The sequence below is a fragment of the Roseixanthobacter pseudopolyaromaticivorans genome, from assembly GCF_043195145.2.
In the GTDB taxonomy this organism is placed as follows: domain Bacteria; phylum Pseudomonadota; class Alphaproteobacteria; order Rhizobiales; family Xanthobacteraceae; genus NCEH01.
Window position 1 is genome coordinate 1,767,594 of the sequence record NZ_CM195539.1, and the last position, 18,941, is coordinate 1,786,534.

19 protein-coding genes and 2 tRNA genes are annotated in these 18,941 nt (G+C 63.2%); 13 read left to right on the forward strand and 8 right to left on the reverse strand.

Annotated elements, in window-relative coordinates; genetic code table 11:
- Positions 1-543: 543 nt before the first annotated feature.
- The 3 genes from V5F68_RS08505 to V5F68_RS08515 all read left to right on the forward strand — a co-directional run bounded on the left by V5F68_RS08505 (position 544) and on the right by V5F68_RS08515 (position 5,364).
- Complete coding sequence (locus tag V5F68_RS08505) at positions 544-2,055, forward strand: porin (protein WP_394012016.1); 1,512 nt, start codon at positions 544-546, stop codon at positions 2,053-2,055.
- A 240-nt stretch (positions 2,056-2,295) separates the two neighbouring features.
- Positions 2,296-4,503: a flagellar motor protein MotB gene (locus V5F68_RS08510; RefSeq protein WP_394012018.1), complete on the forward strand. Its 2,208-nt coding sequence runs from the start codon at positions 2,296-2,298 to the stop codon at positions 4,501-4,503.
- Positions 4,504-4,653: 150 nt separating this feature from the next.
- A complete protein-coding gene (locus V5F68_RS08515; RefSeq protein WP_394012020.1) occupies positions 4,654-5,364 on the forward strand; it encodes a helix-hairpin-helix domain-containing protein in 711 nt (236 codons plus the stop codon).
- A gap of 97 nt (positions 5,365-5,461) precedes the next feature.
- On the opposite strand, the gene V5F68_RS08520 is transcribed toward V5F68_RS08515, so the two are convergent.
- The 3 genes from V5F68_RS08520 to V5F68_RS08530 form a co-directional block, all read right to left on the reverse strand.
- A tRNA-Pro gene (locus V5F68_RS08520) sits at positions 5,462-5,538 on the reverse strand.
- A gap of 177 nt (positions 5,539-5,715) precedes the next feature.
- Positions 5,716-5,790: transfer RNA gene (locus V5F68_RS08525), tRNA-Glu, on the reverse strand.
- 179 nt (positions 5,791-5,969) lie between these two features.
- A complete protein-coding gene (locus V5F68_RS08530) occupies positions 5,970-6,392 on the reverse strand; it encodes a VOC family protein (protein ID WP_394012022.1) in 423 nt (140 codons plus the stop codon).
- A 51-nt stretch (positions 6,393-6,443) separates the two neighbouring features.
- Between V5F68_RS08530 and V5F68_RS08535 the strand changes: the two genes are divergently transcribed.
- From V5F68_RS08535 to V5F68_RS08550, 4 genes are all read left to right on the forward strand, one after another.
- Positions 6,444-7,205: an SIR2 family NAD-dependent protein deacylase gene (locus tag V5F68_RS08535; protein WP_394012024.1), complete on the forward strand. Its 762-nt coding sequence runs from the start codon at positions 6,444-6,446 to the stop codon at positions 7,203-7,205.
- 133 nt (positions 7,206-7,338) lie between these two features.
- The gene (locus V5F68_RS08540) at positions 7,339-7,917 is read left to right on the forward strand and encodes a cold-shock protein (protein ID WP_394012026.1); all 579 of its coding nucleotides are present in this window, start codon (positions 7,339-7,341) and stop codon (positions 7,915-7,917) included.
- A 9-nt stretch (positions 7,918-7,926) separates the two neighbouring features.
- Positions 7,927-8,421: a DUF192 domain-containing protein gene (locus V5F68_RS08545; protein ID WP_394012028.1), complete on the forward strand. Its 495-nt coding sequence runs from the start codon at positions 7,927-7,929 to the stop codon at positions 8,419-8,421.
- A 210-nt stretch (positions 8,422-8,631) separates the two neighbouring features.
- A complete protein-coding gene (locus V5F68_RS08550) occupies positions 8,632-9,777 on the forward strand; it encodes an AGE family epimerase/isomerase (RefSeq protein WP_394012030.1) in 1,146 nt (381 codons plus the stop codon).
- Here V5F68_RS08550 and V5F68_RS08555 read toward each other — a convergent pair.
- Together V5F68_RS08555 and V5F68_RS08560 are read right to left on the reverse strand one after the other, a co-directional pair.
- On the reverse strand, positions 9,770-10,114 hold the full coding sequence (locus V5F68_RS08555; RefSeq protein ID WP_394012031.1) for a hypothetical protein: 345 nt from the start codon (positions 10,112-10,114) through the stop codon (positions 9,770-9,772). The two genes, V5F68_RS08550 and V5F68_RS08555, sit on opposite strands and share 8 nt — an antisense overlap.
- Positions 10,115-10,196: 82 nt before the next feature.
- A complete protein-coding gene (locus V5F68_RS08560) occupies positions 10,197-10,721 on the reverse strand; it encodes a DedA family protein (protein ID WP_394012033.1) in 525 nt (174 codons plus the stop codon).
- A 340-nt stretch (positions 10,722-11,061) separates the two neighbouring features.
- Here V5F68_RS08560 and V5F68_RS08565 point away from each other — a divergent pair, with 340 nt between their 5' ends.
- The 6 genes from V5F68_RS08565 to V5F68_RS08590 all read left to right on the forward strand — a co-directional run bounded on the left by V5F68_RS08565 (position 11,062) and on the right by V5F68_RS08590 (position 16,474).
- On the forward strand, positions 11,062-12,582 hold the full coding sequence (locus V5F68_RS08565) for a DEAD/DEAH box helicase (RefSeq protein WP_394012035.1): 1,521 nt from the start codon (positions 11,062-11,064) through the stop codon (positions 12,580-12,582).
- A gap of 26 nt (positions 12,583-12,608) precedes the next feature.
- On the forward strand, positions 12,609-12,884 hold the full coding sequence (gene infA / locus V5F68_RS08570) for a translation initiation factor IF-1 (protein ID WP_012115181.1): 276 nt from the start codon (positions 12,609-12,611) through the stop codon (positions 12,882-12,884).
- Between the two features lie 235 nt (positions 12,885-13,119).
- Positions 13,120-13,977 carry an ABC transporter ATP-binding protein gene (locus V5F68_RS08575; RefSeq protein ID WP_394012037.1) on the forward strand — a complete coding sequence of 286 codons (858 nt, stop codon included), beginning with the start codon at positions 13,120-13,122 and terminating at the stop codon, positions 13,975-13,977.
- A complete protein-coding gene (locus V5F68_RS08580) occupies positions 13,974-14,783 on the forward strand; it encodes an ABC transporter permease (RefSeq protein WP_394012039.1) in 810 nt (269 codons plus the stop codon). The genes V5F68_RS08575 and V5F68_RS08580 overlap by 4 nt, the downstream gene beginning before the upstream one ends.
- A gap of 18 nt (positions 14,784-14,801) precedes the next feature.
- The gene (locus V5F68_RS08585) at positions 14,802-15,833 is read left to right on the forward strand and encodes an ABC transporter substrate-binding protein (RefSeq protein ID WP_394012041.1); all 1,032 of its coding nucleotides are present in this window, start codon (positions 14,802-14,804) and stop codon (positions 15,831-15,833) included.
- Positions 15,834-16,267: 434 nt separating this feature from the next.
- Positions 16,268-16,474 (forward strand): cold-shock protein, encoded by a 207-nt coding sequence (locus V5F68_RS08590; RefSeq protein ID WP_348848354.1) that lies wholly within the window; start codon positions 16,268-16,270, stop codon positions 16,472-16,474.
- Between the two features lie 144 nt (positions 16,475-16,618).
- On the opposite strand, the gene V5F68_RS08595 is transcribed toward V5F68_RS08590, so the two are convergent.
- The 3 genes from V5F68_RS08595 to V5F68_RS08605 form a co-directional block, all read right to left on the reverse strand.
- Complete coding sequence (locus V5F68_RS08595) at positions 16,619-17,203, reverse strand: L,D-transpeptidase (protein WP_348848355.1); 585 nt, start codon at positions 17,201-17,203, stop codon at positions 16,619-16,621.
- A gap of 157 nt (positions 17,204-17,360) precedes the next feature.
- Entirely contained in the window at positions 17,361-18,212 is an 852-nt protein-coding gene (locus V5F68_RS08600) for an alpha/beta fold hydrolase (RefSeq protein WP_394012043.1), read from the reverse strand.
- 6 nt (positions 18,213-18,218) lie between these two features.
- Positions 18,219-18,899: a VIT1/CCC1 transporter family protein gene (locus V5F68_RS08605; protein ID WP_394012045.1), complete on the reverse strand. Its 681-nt coding sequence runs from the start codon at positions 18,897-18,899 to the stop codon at positions 18,219-18,221.
- Between the last annotated feature and the right edge of the window lie 42 nt (positions 18,900-18,941).

Here is an 18,941-nt window from a genome sequence, read left to right on the forward strand (position 1 = left end):
CCACGCCCGTGGCGATACCATCGGGCGCGTGCGTGTCTTCACCACATTCGGCAGCCCGATTCCAGTGCGAGGGGCGCGGCCGACATGGGGAATGGCGAATCTTCAGCGCCACCCAGAGTGATTCCAAGAACGATTCGATGGCGGAAGGCGGGCTGGCGGCCAAGTTTTCGCTTACGGGGTGTCCGGCCCAATTTCGCGTCAGCGCGCACAATTTCGTCAGCCGGCGACGCAGAGCTTCAACGCTGGCCACGATTTGTCGACATATGTACGGTACTATGATAGTCAAAATAAGGCGTGTTAATCCTGCAACACCGCCTGGAAATCCAGTGTCCAAGGCCCTTTCCGGGCCATACAGCCGTTGATCCTAGGTGAGCCTTTTGTATGGTTGCTTTGCGACGAAGGGGGGCAGTCCCCGGTCGCCCTTCCTGTGTTTGTGGCTTCGGCCCGGGCGTGGTGGGGAATCGGGGCAAGAACCCTCTCGGGGTGCAGTGGCACCGACGAAGCGGCGCTAGCTCCCTCGGAACGAAACTTGGAGGTCACACGATGAAGATGGTGAAGAGCCTTCTCCTCGGCAGCGCGGCGGGTCTCGTCGCGGTCGCTGGAGCGAACGCCGCCGATCTGCCTGTTAAGGCGAAGGCCGTTGAGTATGTGAAGGTCTGCTCCGCTTACGGCGCCGGCTACTATTATGTTCCGGGCACCGACACCTGCCTGAAGATCGGCGGCTATGCTCGCGCCGACTACTATGTGAACGGCGTTGGCACGTTCAACCCGGCGATCTCCTCCGTCTCCGGCGCTGCCTTCAGCAACCCCGGCACCGGCGCTGCTGCTTACCCCTTCAAGACCGATCGTAGCTCGGACTACACGACCCGCGTTCGCGGCGTGTTCGACTTCGACGCCCGCACCGCGACCGACTACGGCGTTCTGCGTTCGTACGTCCGCGGCGGCATCGAGTGGAACTCCTGGGGCGCTTCGGGCTCCTCGGCCACCCCGTCCAACGGCGGCGGCAACCTCTACGTCGAGCGCGTGTTCATCCAGTTCGCTGGCTTCACGTTCGGTTACACCCAGTCGTTCTTCGACACGGGTATCGACTACATGCTGACGACCCCGTATGCGGGTTCGAACCAGTGGAACACCGTGATCGCCTACACGGCGCAGTTCGGCAACGGCTTCTCCGCCAGCTTGGCGTTGGAAGATGCGGCCAACCGCGTGACCGGTGTGCAGGGCTCCGCCGCTGGCCTCCTGGCCGTGACGCCGGGCACGATTGGCGCTCTCGGCTCCTACACCAACTACCAGGGCGGCACGCAGGCTCCTGACATCGTCGCCAACCTGCGCGTCGACCAGGCTTGGGGTTCGGCTCAGCTGTCCGGTGCCCTGCACCAGATCGTTGCGCTCACCCCCGTCACCTCGGGCGCTTACCCGACTGGCGTTGCTTACCTCGGCCAGAGCACCGACACGACCTGGGGTTGGGCGCTCGGTGGTTCGGTGGAGATCAAGCTCCCCGTCATCTCCCCCGGCGACAGCCTGTACATCCAGGCCAACTATGCTGACGGCGCTCTGAGCTACCTCGGCCTCTCGGGCACCACCCAGGGCCGCGCCACCAGCCTCGGCTCCACCGACATCAACACCTTCGGTTCGTACGTGTCCTACGGTGGCGCGTTCTACCCGCTGGCTGATGCCGTGTGGAACGGCTCCAACCTCAGCTACGACACCGAGTCCGGCTGGGCCCTCCAGGGTCAGTATCGCCACTACTGGATGCCGAACCTGCGTTCGGCCGTGTATGCCGGTTACGTGGACGTCTCCGTGCCGCAGAACACCGTTGGCGCTGCCGACGTGAAGATGTGGCAGGTCGGCCTCAACACCATCTGGTCGCCGGTCAAGAACCTCGACCTCGGTGTGGAAGTCCTGTACTCGAAGGTTGAAGGCGGCAACAACACGCTCGCCAACAACGTTTCCTACTTCCCGACTGCCGTTGGCACGCTGTCTTCGGTCACCTCCGGCGTTGGTGGCTCCACCGACGTGTGGTCGGGTGGTCTCCGCGCCCAGCGCAACTTCTGATCGACTCAACAGTCGGTTTGAGATTGGCCCCGGTGGTTTCCACCGGGGCCTTTTTGATTCCTGCCCATGAGTTGCCACTTCGCCGATAGGTTAGGGCCGCACCCGCGTGATGTGGCCGGTGGGCCGAAGCCGGCCGAGGCACGGCCCGCACTTTTCGGATTGGCTTTACCCATCCGCCGATCCATGGGATCACACATCATCGGCCTCCCGTGCCGGATCCCAGGAGGAATGAGACGCAGCATGCAAGCTGGAGCGGGTGAAAATCTGCCACGCCAGCGCTCCGGGAACTGGCTCGGGTGGCCTGCCTTTGGGCTCCTCGCACTCGCGCTGGCGGGCTTGGTTCTGCTCTGGTGGCTCGCCTTGCTGCAACGCCCGGCGATCGAGGCGGATCTCGAAGAACGTGCCATTGAAGCTTTGCGGAATACCGGCGAATCGTGGGTTCAAGTGCGGTTTAATGGCCGTGATGCGGTGATCACCGGCGAGGCTCTGGCGGAGCAGCCGCGAGTTAAGGTGCGGACGGCGCTAGAGAATTTATTCGGCGTCCGGCAGGTGAGCGACTCCATCGTCATGCTCCCCGAACGCCGCCCCTTCACCTTCACCGCTGTGCGCGACGGCCGTACTTTGCTGGTTTCCGGCTATGTGCCGTCCGCATATGCTCTGGCGCGGATAACTGAAGCCGCACGTGCGCTCCCCGGTGGTCTGTCGGTTCAAGGGATTGACCGACTGGTTCGCGCCCGCGGCGCCCCGGCCGGCGATTTTTCATCGGTGGTTGCTTTCGCGCTTCAGCAATTGGTTCGCCTGCCTGCCGGCCGCGTGACCCTCTCCGATGATGTCATGACCATCGAGGGCCGCAGCCCGGATCTCGCGACCTATGATGCCCTCGCTGCGACTTTCCGGGATCCGCTGCCTCAGGGCTTCCGCGTCGGAACATTCGCGGTGCGTCCGCCGGTCGCCGCTCCGTATATGTGGTCGGCTGTCCGTGAGGGTGATCAGATCCGCTTGCTTGGATATGTGCCCTCCGAAGAGGCACGGCAGCAGGTTCTCGCAGCGGTCCGCGGCGCCCTTGATGATGCGCGCGTCACCGACGACATGCATCTCGCTGATGGTGCACCGAGCACCGAGCGCTGGGTAAAAGCTATCAGCTATGCCCTACAGCAATTGGCGCAACTGCCGAAGGGGCGGGTCCTTATCGCCGATACCTCGATCACCTTGGAGGGTGCCAGTCCGGATTATGGTTCGTTCGACGCGCTGATGGCGGCGCGCCGAACACCCCCGGAGGGCTTTACGTTCGCTCGTTTCCTTGTGGAGCCCCCGCGCGTTTCGCCCTTCCTATGGGCCGCTAGTCTGAATGGCGACACGCTCAAACTTACTGGCGTGGCACCAAGTGAGGAGGCCAGCCGCGGCATCGTGGAGGCGGCACGCAGCGCATTGCCGAGCGTCACGGTTTCTGATGAAACAAAGCTCGCTTCGGGCGGTCCGTCTGCCGATGCCTGGGTCAATGCCGCGAACTTTGCCCTGGGGCAACTGGCAAAACTTCACGAAGGGCGCGTGGAGCTTTCCGGAACGAGCATCACATTATCGGGCGAGGCGGCCGATTCCAGCGCATATGTGACGATCCGCACTGCGGCCCAGGCACCTCCACCGGGCATTCAGGTGGATGTTTCTGCGCTGCGTCCGCCCCTCATTTCCCCTTATGTTTTTGCCGTGCGTCGGGATGGCGAAGGCGTCACGGTGTCTGGCTTTTTCCCAGATCTGGCGACCCAGGCGGCAATCCACACACTTCTGCTGAATCTGTATCCCGATGCGCGGATCAATGATGTCAGCGGGGTCGGTGCCGGTGCGCCCGCTGGGCTTTCCGAGGTGCTTCCAAAAATCATATCCCAGATGGCGCGGCTCGAAACGGCGGAACTGAGGATCGTCGATGGGCAGGTGCAATTGTCCGGCGCCGCGTTGCACCCGGCCGCGGTCGGCGAGATTGTCGCCAGTGTCCGCAAGGCTTTGCCGCGGGGCTTCGTTAGCGAAATCTCCCTGGACCGGGCGCCGCCGGGAACGCCGGAATCCGATCAGGAATGTGCCCGTGAGGTGGAGCAGATTCTCGCTCGCAGACCGTTGTTGTTTGACGGGCACAGCGTTCGTCTCGCCGGGCAGAGCGGCCCGGCCCTTGATCGCATTGTCTATGCCGTCCAACGCTGTCCCGCCACGCAGGTTGATGTCCTTGGCGTGCCGGAAGGCAGCGGCGGGGGCGATTTTGCCTTGTCACGTGCCCGTGCGGACACCATTTCCACCTATCTGCAACAGGCCGGCGTTGCGCCGGGCAGATTGTTCGTGAGCACCGGGACCGGAGGGCCGGCACCCGGTTTCGATCCGGTCTCCGGCCACGTGCGGGGGAGCGTGCAGGTGGATATCAGGTCCAGCGGCGAAGCCGCACCGGAACCGGTGTTGCGATAACATTTCAGACACCGGCGGACACGGCAGCCTCTCGAGGACAGAGAAAATGGCCTATCTCGCATTCACCCTCTGGCCGTATGTGCTTGGCGCATTCATCCTTGGTCTTGCCGTCGGATATGCCCTGCCGCCGGCGACGCGAGGGCCGCAGCCATGATGTCTTTCGAGATCGAAACCGCGCTGCTCCTAACGCTCGCATGTGCGGTCGGCGTCGCTTTTGGCCTGCTTTTGCGGCGGCGCGCCGAACATCGTCGGCGGATCTCTCTCTTCGCCCAGACAACCTTCTTGCCGCTGGATGACATGGGGCAAGAGACGGATGCCGAAACGGGGAGAATGGACACCCAGGACGGCCCCGCTTCTCCGAGCGATAGGCCCATATCGCCGGGCAAATCGATGGATGAGCCTCCCTCTTCGTCTCCCAGCATTGATGCGCCTGGAGCAGATCGCCCGCCGCCAAGCAATGCCAAACGGCGCACCGCGGCGGCGTCAGTATCCGCGCCCGGCGATCCGCAGGCTGGCACGCTGGGGGAGGGTGCAGAGGTAGATCAACCCACTTTGTTCGCACTCACACCCGCACCCGTCGGGGGAGACCCGGCTCTGCCGGGAAGGCGCCCGCCTGCGCTGGCGCAACCTGACTCCCCAGGCGCGGATGACCTCAAGCAACTCAAGGGAATAGGTCCCTTGAACGAAAGGAAATTGAACGCGCTGGGCATCTACCACTTCCGGCAGATCGCCGACTGGACACAGGACGAGGCCCGATGGATCGGCGCCTCTCTTGGATTTCGCGGCCGAGTCGAACGCGAGGACTGGATCGGACAGGCGCGCGCACGAACACCATCCAATCCGTCGACCGACGACGCGTGAGCGTTCTTAGGTACGCGTGGGTGCCGGGGCCGAGCCAAATCCGCGCGCGGGCGCTGATGATGCACAGCCGCAGCAATTTTCGCGGTGAGAAAGAAAATGGTCGGAGCAGCAGGATTCGAACCTGCGACCCTCTGCTCCCAAAGCAGATGCGCTACCGGGCTGCGCTATGCTCCGACGGGCGAAGCGCCTTCGCCTTCCTTAGTTTTTCCGGAGAGGCAGGGCAAGCCCTGGGAAGAAATAAGGGACGTCACGCCGCGTTTAGGGTGCCGCCGCACCGGAAGTATCCAGGCGAAGCGTCATAATTTAAGAAGCGATCTCGCTCCTCGCGCCGAAAGATGAGGATAAATGAGATGGCGCGCCCTAGGGGAGTCGAACCCCTCTCTCCACCGTGAAAGGGTGGCGTCCTAACCGATAGACGAAGGGCGCAAAGCGCGTGGCCCTTATAGGGGCAGGCGTTGCGGCGGGCAAGACCTTACCCGCCGAAACACCTCGGCCTGTGGATGAACGTCGCTATGAACCGCGGTCATTCTTAAAAAGCCCAATAAAAATAGCGACTTGCTCAATTCGAATAGGTTAGATCCGATCCAGCCGTCGCGCGGTCGGGCTCACCATTTCCCGGTGTTGGGCATGGAGGCCCAGGGCTCCTGCGGGGGCTTGGGTCCGCCCTTCTGCAACAGTTCGACCGAGACGTTGTCGGGTGAACGAACGAACGCCATATACCCGTCACGGGGCGGCCGGTTGATGGTGACGCCGCCGGCCTGGAGGCGTTCGCACAGGCCATAGATGTCGTCCACTTCGAACGCCAGATGGCCGAAATTGCGACCTTCGCCGTAAGGCTCCTTGTCCCAATTGTAGGTCAGTTCAATCTCGGCAATATTCTCCTGCCTCGGAGGCGCAAGGAAGACCAGCGTGTAGCGGCCTTGCGGCACCTCCTTGCGGCGCACCTCATGCAGACCCAGCTTATTGCAATAAAAGTCCAGAGACTCGTCGATGTCGGTCACGCGGACCATCGTGTGGAGGAAGCGCATGGCTGGTCCTTGGCTGAACATAGGAGTGCCGGCGAGCGGCACGCGCAACGTATGACTTTGGAAGCCGATCTCAAGAGCGCCCAGGCCCGCCTGGCGGAATATCTTGCAAGCGCACGCCATGCGGTCGCTTTCACCGGCGCCGGCCTCTCCACCGAATGCGGCATTCCCGATTTCCGCTCGCCTGGCGGCCTGTGGTCGCAGAACAAGCCGATTCCTTTGGAGGTGTTCCTCGCGCATCGGGCTGCGCGTACCGAAGCGTGGCGGCGTAAGTTTGCGATGGATGTGGCCTTCTCCGATGCAAAGCCCGGCCGTGGCCACCGCGCCTTGTCTCGCCTGCTGCAGGAGGGGCGACTCGCAGGCATCATCACGCAGAACATCGACGGGCTCCACCAAGCCTCCGGCGTGCCGGATGATGCTCTTGTGGAGCTGCACGGCAATGGCACCTATGCCACGTGCCTTGAATGCACCGAACGCTACGAGCTGGATTGGGTCCGCACCCAATTCCACGCCCACGGCGAGCTTGCGCCCGATTGCCCCGCATGCGGAGGACCGGTGAAGAGCGCCACAATCTCCTTTGGCCAATCCATGCCGCAGGGAGAAATGCTGCGCGCCGGAGCCATGACGCGCGCCAGCGACCTTTTCATCGTGATCGGCTCATCCCTGGTGGTGTATCCGGCGGCATCATTTCCGATTCGGGCAAAACAGAACGGTGCGCGCCTGGTGATCCTGAACCGGGAGCCGACGGAACTCGACGATATCGCCGACCTGGTGGTGCGCGGAGAGATCGGCGATGTGCTAGCGCCGTTTGCCTAATTCTCCCTGTGCCTATTTTTGCGGCTCGAATTCTGTACGAGCAGGCTCGGGAAAGGGTGTCCGAGCCATAGATGTCTTGCTATCCTGTCGTCTCTTGAATCGATGACCCGTATGCGTAACGGTCGGGGTAGACATGGGCTCCTACGGACAAGGGCTTGGGCCACATCCCATCGCCCCGTCAGAGGATCTGGCGGAAACCCCGGTGCGCCTCGTCGAGGTCGCCGGTGCAATCAAATGGTTCGACGTGACCAAGGGATACGGCTTCATCGTTCCCGATAGCGGCGGACCGGACATTCTCATTCACGTCACCTGCCTGCGGCGCGGCGGCTTCCAGACGGCGATGGAAGGGGCCCGCATCGTCTGTGAGGCGATCGAGCGCAGCAAGGGTCTGCAGGCCTTTCGCATCGTATCGCTTGATCTGTCCACGGCCATTCCCCCGTCCATGCCGGCAACGCGTGCCCGCGCCACCATCGAGCCCAGCGGCGGTTTCGAGAAGGCTACGGTGAAATGGTTCAACCGCTTGCGCGGTTTTGGCTTTCTTACGCAAGGCGAAGACAGCCCCGACATCTTCGTCCATATGGAGACCTTGCGTCGCCGAGGCCTCACGGAATTGCGACCGGGGCAAGACGTGCAGGTTCGGTATGGTGACGGCCCGAAGGGCCTTATGGCCACCGACGTGAAGGTCGAAGACGGCCTGCCGGAAAAGCACTGAGGATCTTTCATGCTGCGTTTGGTTTGGGCGGGTCCGCTGGTGCCGGCTCGCGTCCTGTCTCTCTGCGTCGCCCTGCTTTTGACCCTGACGGCAAATGTTGCGTCGGTATGGGCGGCCGATGCGCCGCTCGAAGCATTGGAGATCGCAACCCGCAAGGGCGTAGTCGTCCTGGAGGTCGAAGTTGCGCGCACAGAGCAACAACGAGAGACCGGCCTCATGTATCGCAAGGAATTGCCCGAACGGCAGGGAATGCTGTTCGATTTCGGCAAGAGCGAACCCGTCTACATGTGGATGAAGAATACTTTTATTCCGCTCGACATGCTTTTCGTGCGGGAGGACGGCACCATTGCGCGCATCGAGGAGATGACCACCCCCTTCTCCACCCGGACCATCTCCTCGGGCGAGCCCGTGAAGGTGGTGGTGGAGATTTCCGGTGGCGCGGCAAAACGGCTTGGTATCGCTCCGGGAGATCGGCTGTCGACGGCATTGTTCAAGAAGGACTGAGGCTGGAACGCCTCCCCAGTCTTCAGCCTTTTGAACCCCAGCCTGCTCTGACGGTGGCTTCATTGTTGAGCGCCCCAGCAGACAGCATTTCATTCTCTGCGGCGGCACAGGATTGTCTGTGGCTTTGCTTAAGAGCGTAGTTCTCCGACGGAGAGTAATATTTACTCCGCAAGATATTTCAAAAGGGCGGCGCCAAGTGAGGGTGTTTGAGTGAGTGAGCTTTCAAAACTGCTTCATTGGCTCTTCCATCAGGCCATGCCGTTCTGGTCTACGTCCGGCGTTGATCGAGAGCACGGTGGGTTTTACGAACGGTTTGACCCATCAGGCATCGTGATTTCCGAACCGCGACGCGCACGCTTGGTTGCCCGTCAGATCTATGCCTTTGCAGCGACGGAGCGTCTTGGCTGGGAGGGGCCGGGCCGGCCGATCCTGCGCCACGGAATGTCGGCGCTAGACAGATTTTTTACTGCGGACGGGGCGCTGCTCGCGACGCGCACGTCGCTGGGCGAAACCCTCAACAGCGGCTTCGACTCATACGACCACGCTTTTGTCCTCTTCGCATTGGCGACCTGCCACGCCGTGGGGGAGCAGAAGGAGACCGCGCTCCAGCGCGCCCGTGGCTTGCTTGAAAACATGCGACGCGATTACGCTCATCCGCGTGCCGGATTCGAGGAATCGAGCCCGCCCAGCGTTCCGCTGAAGGCCAATCCGCATATGCATTTGTTGGAAGCGTGTCTGGCCTGGTTGCGGACGGCACCAGACAAGGCCTGGGCTGATCTTGCGGATGAGATCGCGGAGCTCTGTCTTTCTGCCTTCATCGATCCAGATACGGGTGCCCTTTACGAGCATTTCGATCACGATTGGCGCCCGATTTCCGGTGCTATGCAGGTGGTGGAGCCGGGGCACCAGTACGAATGGGCGTGGCTTCTTATCCAATGGGGCCTCCTTCGGCAGAGGCCTGATGCGGTCGCTGTCGGACGGAGATTGATCACCGTTGCTGACCGGTTTGGCGTAGATCCGTCCACTGGCCTCGCCATAAACGAACTCAGCGCCGATCTGACCGTGCGTGACGACCGTGCCCGCTTATGGCCGCAAACGGAACGGCTCAAGGCTTATGTCGCCCTCCAAGGGATCACGGAAGACCCTGACGAGCACATACGCGTTACGCGCAAGATTGCCGAGGTGGCGCGCGGGATTATGAAGTATTTCGACCATCCGGTAACAGGCGCTTGGTGGGAGCATATGGATCGCCAAGGTAAGCCGATTGTCGAGCCCACGCGGGCCAGCAGCCTTTATCATATCGTGCTGGCGATCGAGGTTCTGGCGAAGGCAGAAGGCTCGAGGCCGACTATTTAGGTTGTACTTGCGGATTTCCCCCGGGGCTGCCGGGCGGAGGGATGATCGGAGTGGTTCCGACATCCGGTGCCGGGTGGGTCAACTCCGGGTCGACATTGCGGGGCGGGGGAATGACCCCTTCGGTGCGGTCCAGCCGTTTGCTGAGATTTTCGTCGCTGCGCGGTGCGGGCAGCGTCGGACCGGGCGCATCCGGCGGACGCGGATCACTGCCAACCTGCGCGAACGCGCCCGTGGCCAAACCGAGAAAGGAATAGACAAGTGTGGTCAACACCACGATGCGGCGCGCATGTGCGCCGGAGCGGTTCTTAGGAACGCGGATATCCGGGCGATGGGGCATGGAGACTCCTGGTAGGGCTTTCGCTCAACCGATTTCGTTAAAGCCAACCCCGCACCCTCCAGACCTGTTCCGAATTCCGGCCTCACCAGCCAAAGGCTTTAAGCACGGCGGCGCCTGGCGCGAGCATCACGAAGGCCCAGACCAGCGCGCTCAGCACGTTTGCCACTTGAAACGGAATCTGCGGCATCGCCAGGATGCCCGCAATCAAAGGGACCACCGCGCGGGCGGGGCCGAAGAAGCGCCCCAAAGCCACGCCCCAGATGCCGAACCGGGCGAAAAAGCCTTCCCCCTGTTGTACCAGGTCCGGTCGCCGGGAGAGCGGCCAGAAAGCCTTGGCCCGTTGTTTGAAATGGAGACCGAACCAATAGGACAACGCATCTCCCAGCACGGCACCGCAGGCAGCGGCGAACCAGATGGACCAAAAATCCAGCCCGCCAGCCTGGATCAGCGCCCCTATGCCCAACAACAGAACGGTCGCCGGGATCAGCAGGGACAGGAAGGCGATGGATTCGCCAAAGGCCAGCGCAAACACGATTGCCGGAGCGAGGGATTGGCGCGCGCGAATGAAATCCAGCACCGGCGCAGCATAGGCGTCGAAATCGATCATAAGGCCTCCGTCGGGCTATTTCGGTCATGCCCGCAGCCCTCGCAAGGGGGGGCAGGGCACAAAATGCGGCTGCGAACGGGCTTTGCCTTGAAATCATCATGGATCTGGGCCATATGGCGGGCTGTAGCGGTCGGCGGCATGAATGATGTCGGTCAGGTCGCTCTCGGGCCGCGTAGCGGAACGCTCCGGGAATGCTCCATTCTCGTCGGCTTAAGCCCGATAATCATTTTGCAGAATTCGACAGCCCAGGCCACGCGGGGTGTCACACACCTCGCGAATGCGCGTGGCGCGCGGACCTGGTCCTGCGCTCCTGCGGCGTTCGCCGCATGAAAGACAGAGCTTGACCTCTTTTTCCGAACTCGGCCTTGCCGAACCTATCGTCCAGGCCCTCACCGAAGAGCGCCATGTTACCCCGACGCCGATCCAGGCGCAGGCCATCCCCCAAATCCTCGCCGGTCATGATCTGATCGGCATCGCCCAGACCGGCACCGGCAAGACCGCCGCGTTCGCGCTCCCGATCCTCGACCATATGGTGCGCCATCCGCGCCGGCCCGAGCCCAAGCACGTCCGCGTGCTCGTGCTTTCGCCGACCCGCGAGCTGTCGGGCCAGATTGTGGAGAATTTCGAGAAGTTCGGCCGTCACACCGGCCGCACCGTGGAACTCGCCATTGGCGGCGTGCCCATGGGCCGGCAGATCCGCGCCCTGCATCGCGGCGTGGACGTGCTGGTGGCGACCCCCGGCCGTTTGCTGGATCTTGCCGAAAACCACGCCGTGAAGCTCGACGCGGTGGAAGTCTTCGTCCTCGATGAAGCCGACCAGATGCTGGACATGGGCTTCGTCCACGCCATTCGCGCCATCATTCGCCGCCTCCCGGCCAAGCGGCACAATCTGTTCTTCTCGGCGACCATGCCGTCCGCCATCGCGGACCTTGCCGGCTCCATGCTGCGCAATCCCGTAACGGTCTCCGTCACCCCGGCAGCCAAGACGGCCGATCGTGTCGAGCAGCACGTGATGCTGGTGGAAAAGCAGGGCAAGCCGGCCCTGCTGGCCGAATTGCTGGGCGGCGAGGGGGTCGAGCGCTCGCTCGTCTTCACCCGCACCAAGCATGGCGCGGACAAGGTGGTGAGCGCGCTCGCCAAATACGGCCGCGCCGCCGAGGCGATCCACGGCAACAAGTCGCAGAACCAGCGTGATCGCGTGCTTGCAGCGTTCCGCGAAGGCACCGTGCGCACCCTGGTGGCCACCGATATCGCCGCGCGCGGCATTGATGTCACTGGCGTCAGCCACGTGTTCAATTTCGATCTGCCGAACGTGCCGGAATCCTATGTTCACCGCATCGGCCGCACCGCGCGCGCAGGGCGCGAGGGCATCGCGATTTCGTTCTGCGACGGCGAGGAGCGCGCGTACCTGCGTTCCATCGAAAAGCTGATCCGCATGCAATTGCCGCTCACCGATCGGCGTTCGACGCCCGGCACAGCGCCGATTGTCGACCCCTCGGCCGGAGCCCCGGCACGCAACAAGCCGGCCGGTGGCCGCAGCGGCGCGCCGAGCCAGGGTCGCGGTCCCCGTCCTGAAGGTCGTGGACACGACCACCGCGGCGACCATCGCGGTCACGAAGGCCGTGGCGGCCAGGATGGGCGTTCCCATGAGGGGCGCTCGAATGAATCTCGCAATGCGGGCGTGCCCTCGGGCCGCCCTGCTGAATCGCCGCGCACGGGCGCGCGGCAAGATCAACGGGCGGTTCGCGCCCCGGGCGGCCAACGCGGCGCATCGGAAATCGGTGCTGTCGGCTTCATGCGCGCCGGTTCCGGGCCTGCCAGCGGCGGCAAGCCGGGCACGGCGTTCAAGCGCCCGCGTTGAAATCTGGGGTAGCTGGAGAAGACTATATGGCGAAGGAAGAATTGCTGGAATTCGAAGGAACGGTCACGGAGGTTCTGCCGGACGGCAACTTCCGTGTGCGGCTCGATAACGATCATCAGATCCTGGCCTATGCGGCCGGCAAGATGAAGAAGAACCGCATCCGCACCATTGAAGGGGACCGGGTGGTGGTCGAGATGTCGCCGTACGACCTCGATCGCGGTCGCATCAATTTCCGCCACAAGGCGGAAGGCAATGCTCCCCCTCCCGGCGCTCGCCGCCAGCAAAATTTCCGCCGTCGCTGATGCGTTTGCGGGGTCTACCCGCTTCGTTTCGCCGATCGTGCCGCCGCGACACTTGGTGCTTTCATCATCAGGTGGACTTTTGGCGCGCCCGGGCGCCCCTCAGATCCGTGTGATATGCGCCGCCATCCCCAGGGATGGCGGCGTTTTCGTTGGGGTACGCCCTCCCCATCGGGAAAAAATCCCCTTACCCTCCCGGCCTAAGCAATAACCGGCTCACCGGAGCGCGGGAGGATGAATGGCAGGGTCGATTCCGGAGACGGCCGTTTCCGCTGGTCAAGCGTCTCCTTGCGCCGTGGAACTCGCGGGCGTCCAGATCGTCTTTCCCGCCCGGGCCAAGGGTGAAGCTGCCTTCATCGCCGTCGAGGGTGCCGATCTACAGGCCGCCGACGGTGAGTTCGTGGCCATTGTCGGGCCCACCGGCTGTGGAAAATCCACTTTGCTCAACGCCACGGCGGGGCTTCTCATTCCGGGCGCCGGAAAGGTCTCCATCTTCGGCGCGCCGCTCGCCGGCCTGAACCGGCAGGCGGGATATCTGTTTCAGGCCGAAGCGCTGTTTCCTTGGAAAACGGCGGTCCAGAACGTCGCCATCGGGCTCAATGTGGTGGGCGTGCCGGCCGCCGAAGCGCGCGAGCGGGCCATGGCTTGGCTCAAGCGGGTGGGGCTGGCTGCCTTTGCCGACCGCTATCCCCACATGCTCTCGGGCGGACAGCGCAAGCGCGTGGGGCTAGCCCAGGTGCTGATCCGTGATCCCAAGATCCTGTTGATGGACGAGCCCTTCGGTCCGCTGGATGCACAGACACGCCAGATCATGGGCAATCTGCTGCTGGACCTGTGGAGCGCTGACCGCAAGGCGGTGCTGTTCGTCACCCATGACTTGGAAGAGGCGATCGCACTCGCCGACCGGGTGGTGATCATGGGCGCGGGCCCCGCCTCGCGCATCATCGGCCAATGGAAGGTGGACCTTCCGCGCCCGCGCGATATCGCCGAGGTGCGCCTCGACCCGATCTTCCACGCCTTGCATCGCGAGATCTGGTCGGCGCTGAAAGAGGAAGTGGTGAAGGGTTATCGTCAGGCCGAGGGTGTTCCGGCATGAACCGCCTCGTGCTTCACCTGCTGCAATTGCTGGTCGCGGTAGTCCTCATCGCCATTTGGCACTTTGCGTCCACCATCAAAATTCCGGCCGGGCTGGTTTCCGCCAAGGCCTTCTATCTTCTGGACCCCTTCTTTTTCTCGACACCGCTCGCCGTTTTCGAGCGCACGTGGCGCGATTTTGCGACTGGCGTGATCTGGTATCACCTCGGCGTCACCCTGCTGGAAACGGTGCTGGCCTTCCTCATCGGCGCCATCGGCGGCGTGCTGGTGGGCTTCTGGTTCGCCCGCCAGCAGATGGTGGCCGCCGTGTTCGACCCTTATGTGAAAATGGCCAATGCCTTGCCGCGCGTGGTGCTGGCGCCGATTTTCGCCCTATGGCTCGGGCTTGGCATCTGGTCGAAGGTGGCGCTCGGCGTCACGCTCGTGTTCTTCATCGTGTTCTTCAACGTCTACCAGGGCGTGAAGGAGGTGAGCCCGACCGTGCTGGCCAACGCCCGCATGCTCGGCATGAGCGAGCGCCAGCTTCTGCGCCATGTCTATTGGCCTTCGGCGCTCTCCTGGATGTTCTCCTCCCTTCACACCGCGGTTGGGTTCGCGCTGGTGGGAGCGGTGGTGGGCGAATATCTGGGGTCGGCGGCGGGGCTCGGCTATCGCATTCATCAGGCCGAAGGGGTGTTCGACGTCACCGGCGTATTTTCTGGCATGCTGGTGTTGGCGATCTTCGTCATCATCATCGACACGTTCGTCAGCGCGATCGAGAATCGCCTGATGGTGTGGCGCCCCACCGCCGCGTCGAACCAAAGATAATAGGACGGAGGAAATCCCATGAGACGTGCATTTCAGCTGGCCCGGCTGGCGCTCGGCGGTCTTCTGGCGCTTAGCGCGGCCGTTCCTGCCATGGCTCAAAAGGCGGAGAAGCCGAGCCTGACCCTCGGCGTCGGCGGCAAGCCGCTGCTTTATTATCTCCCGTTGACGATCGCCGAGCGGAAGGGCTTCTTCAAGGAGGAGGGGCTCGACGTCACCATCAACGATTTCGGCGGCGGCGCGAAATCCCTCCAGGCGTTGATCGGCGGCTCCATCGACGTGGTGACCGGCGCCTATGAGCATACGATTCGTATGCAGGCCAAGGGGCAGGACATCACGTCTGTGATCGAGCTCGGCCGCTATCCCGGCATCGTCCTGGTGGTGCGCAAGGACAAGGCCGATACCTATAAGAGCATCAAGGATCTCAAGGGCGCGAAGATCGGCGTGACGGCGCCCGGATCCTCGACCAATTTCTTCGTTAATTTCCTGCTCGCCAAGGAAGGCTTGAAGCCGGAAGACGTGGCCTTCGTCGGCGTCGGCGGTGGGGCGTCCGCGGTTGCGCAGATGAAGCGGGGCGAGATCGACGCCATGTCGAACCTCGATCCCGTCATCACGAAGCTCGAGAGCGACGGCGACGTGGTGGTGCTGGCGGATAGCCGCACCGAGGAGGGAAACCAGAAGATCTTCGGCGGCACCAATCCGGCGGCGGTGCTCTATATGAAGACGGATTTCATCGCGGAAAATCCCGTCACCACCCAGAAGCTGGTTAACGCCTTCTACAAAGCCTTGATGTGGCTGAAGACCGCCACGCCCGAAGATGTGGCGAAGGTGGTGCCGGAAGAATATCTACTCGGCGATCCGGCTCTCTATATCGCGGCGGTGAAGGCATCCAAGCCCATCTATTCGCAAACCGGAATCATCCCCGAGAGCGGGATGAAGAACGCGCTGAACATGCTGGTGGAGTTCGACCCGGAGCTGAAGGCGGCGAAGATCGATCTGCCGAAGACATTCGACGGGCGTTTCGTCACCAAGGCGGCCGAAACCATCAAATAGCCCAGGCCGCGGGTCGCGCAGAAGAAATATGGCGGAGCGGTCGCCGCGCCGCGATCGTTCAAGTTATTGATTTTGTGCATGAAAATAAGACGCGCGTGGGGCGTTCGCCAAACGGGCGGAGCCGCTCCGAGCGGAAAGTGCGCGCATGCCCTTGTTGCGACGCAGTTTGTGCTTATGTTGAATTCATCCCAGACAGATGTCCTGCGCGCGAGCGCGGCATGGGGGCGTGGACGGATGTACTCCAGTCCCCGACTCTGACTGGGTGCTTTTTCGTGGCCGGCGGTGAGACCGCGGCGCGAAAGGGGCTGAGACAGTTCGTGCGGCCTGCCTTGTTTCGTTCCCTTCGGGCCGCGATCTCAAGCCTACTCCCTTCGGACTGTCAGGCTCCCGCGTGTCATGCGCGGAGCAAATGCAACGTCTGAACGGAGGCCGATATGGCCACAGGTACTGTCAAGTTTTTCAACACCCAGAAGGGCTTCGGCTTCATCCAGCAGGATGGCGGCGGCGCCGACGTGTTCGTCCACATCAGCGACGTTGAGCGCTCTGGGCTGAACACCCTCAACGAGGGCCAGAAGGTGTCGTTCGAGATCGTCGACGACAACCGCGGCAAGTCCAAGGCTTCGAACCTCTCCGCCCTCTGAGGCTGCCCCGCCGATCCGGCATCAGTCGGATCGGTTCTTTCCTTGTCCGGCACCCCGGACAGGACTTTCGGCCGCCGGCCTTCGCCGCAGCGGCCTTTTCTTTGTCCAAGGCTTCCCGCTCCGAACTGCCGGCGCGCCTTTGGGTCAGCGCATCACGTAGACCGTGGCGCCGACTTTCACGCGATTATAAAGGTCGGTCACATCGTCATTGGTCATGCGGATGCAGCCGGACGACACCGCCTGTCCGATGGTGTCAGGCTCGTTGGAGCCGTGGATCCGGTACAGGCTCGAGCCAAGATACATGGCGCGCGCCCCGAGCGGATTGTCGATGCCGCCGGGCATGTAGCGCGGCAGGTCCGGACGGCGCTTCAGCATCTGTGACGGCGGGGTCCAGGAGGGCCATTCCTTCTTGGCGCTCACGGTCTTCACCCCCGACCACTGAAAGCCCTCGCGGCCGACGCCGACGCCATATTGGATCGCTTGGCCCGGCGCCGTCACGTAATACAGGCGCCGCTCGTTGGTGCGGATGATGATCGACCCGGGCTTGTACTTGCCGTCGATCGCGACCATCTGGCGCGGGATCGGCGAGGTGCCGGCGGTCACCCCCATCGAGGAGGTCCCGAACAGCTTGTTGAAGCCGAAGATGTCGTAATTGTCGTTGGCTTTTGCGGGCAGCGCCCCGATCACGAGGGCGGCGAAACTGGCGACGGCGAAGGTCTTGAAGGCCATGGGGACCCACCTCGGTCAATGATGTCGCCGGGAACGCAGCGTCCACCAGCGTCATAACGGTTGTCGCCTCAAATGCGGCGATCATGCAACCAATTTGTGGCGACAGGGTTCCCCGCGGAACGCATCTGTGATCGAACGCCGCAAGAGGGACGATTGCTTACTTAGGGGAATGTCCAGCCATTTGGATGAAGCCCGCGAGCAGGGCGTTGAAGGCCACCGGGGCCTCCAGGAACGGGGCGTGGCCGCAGGTTTCAAAAACCACGTGCTCGGCCCGTTTGGCATGTTCGGCAATGCGATCCGCCATGGCGGGCAGAATCACCTGATCCTTGCGCCCGTGCACTGTCAACACCGGGCGGGTAAGAGCGGCCAGTTCGGCCGCATAATCCGCCGGCCGCCCGCCCATGCTCGCGCGCACGAGAGGCGGCGTCATCATGTTCGCGGCGAGGGCGATTTCGAAGCTGTCGGCATCAAGCGGGATCTCGAAGCATTTGCGCAGGAAAGCGCGGGTGGCGGTGATGTTGGTCGCGAGATCCTCGCTGCCCATCAGCCGCATCAGATTGTTGCAGGTGCCGAACAGCGCCCGTTCGGTCGCCACAACCGCGTCCACGAACACCACGCCGCCAAGCGCGGAATCGCCATGCTGGTGCAGATAATCGCAAATGACTCGCCCGCCATACGACCAGCCCACCAGCACCGGCCGATCAAGCTCGAGCTGAGAGATCAGCGCGGCGATATCGCCGGCCCACCGGGCATCCTCCTTATAATACATGGCCTTGAGCGGCTTGGCGGAAGCCCCGTGACCGCGCAGATCAAAGGTGATCAGCCGAAGGTGCGCCAGCGCATCACTCTCCACCTGCCGGTGCCAGCATAGCCCGCTCTGGCTATAGCCATGGATGAAGAGCACCGGCCGGCCTAGCGCCGTGCCCCATTCCTGAACCGCCAGCGATACGCCGTCTGGCGCGGTCACGTGGGTGGACCGGTGCGGCAGGAGGGTGACGGGATCGCGCATGGCGCCTCAGGAGAGAAGGTGACCCATGGCGATGCCCGCCAGGGCCGCGCAGGTGGCGACGGATAGGGTTTCGAACGCGGTGCGGGCCACCGGCCGCTTGGCCACCAGGCCGCGTCCGATGCCGAGCGCCAGAAGCAGCAAGGCTGTAACCGCCAGCGACACGATGCGCGCCTCCGCCATGGGGAGCAGGGCGAAGGGTATGACCGGGGTGAAGCCGGCGAACAGGTCCGACACGAACATCCAGAAGGCGTGCGCCGCCGGGGAGGCGTCGCCATTGCCGTCCGGCGTAAGCGCCGCGCGCAAGGCCGGCACGGCCTGCGGGCTGCGGCCGATGGCGGCGCTGATCTGATCCACATCGGTGGGGGCGACGCCGGCCGTGCGCAGGCTGTTGCGAATGGCGGTGAGATTTTCGGCGAGTTCAGCGCGCCGCTCGGCCGGCGCCGCCTGCATCTGGGCCCGCTTCGCATCGCGCACCGATTCCGCATCGAGATAGGAGCCCGCCATCATGGAGACGGCGGCCGCCGCAGCACCCGTGGCACCGGCGATCAGCACGGTCTTGGCATCATTGGTCGTCAGGGCGACGCCGAACACGAGGCCGAAGATGGAGACGGTACCGTCTTCCATGCCGAACACGATTTCGCCGATGGAGGCCTTGAAAGAGCGGCTAATCCCTTCAAATACTCCCATCGTCCCCACGCCTCCTGGTTGCCCGCGCGGGCGCCGACGGCA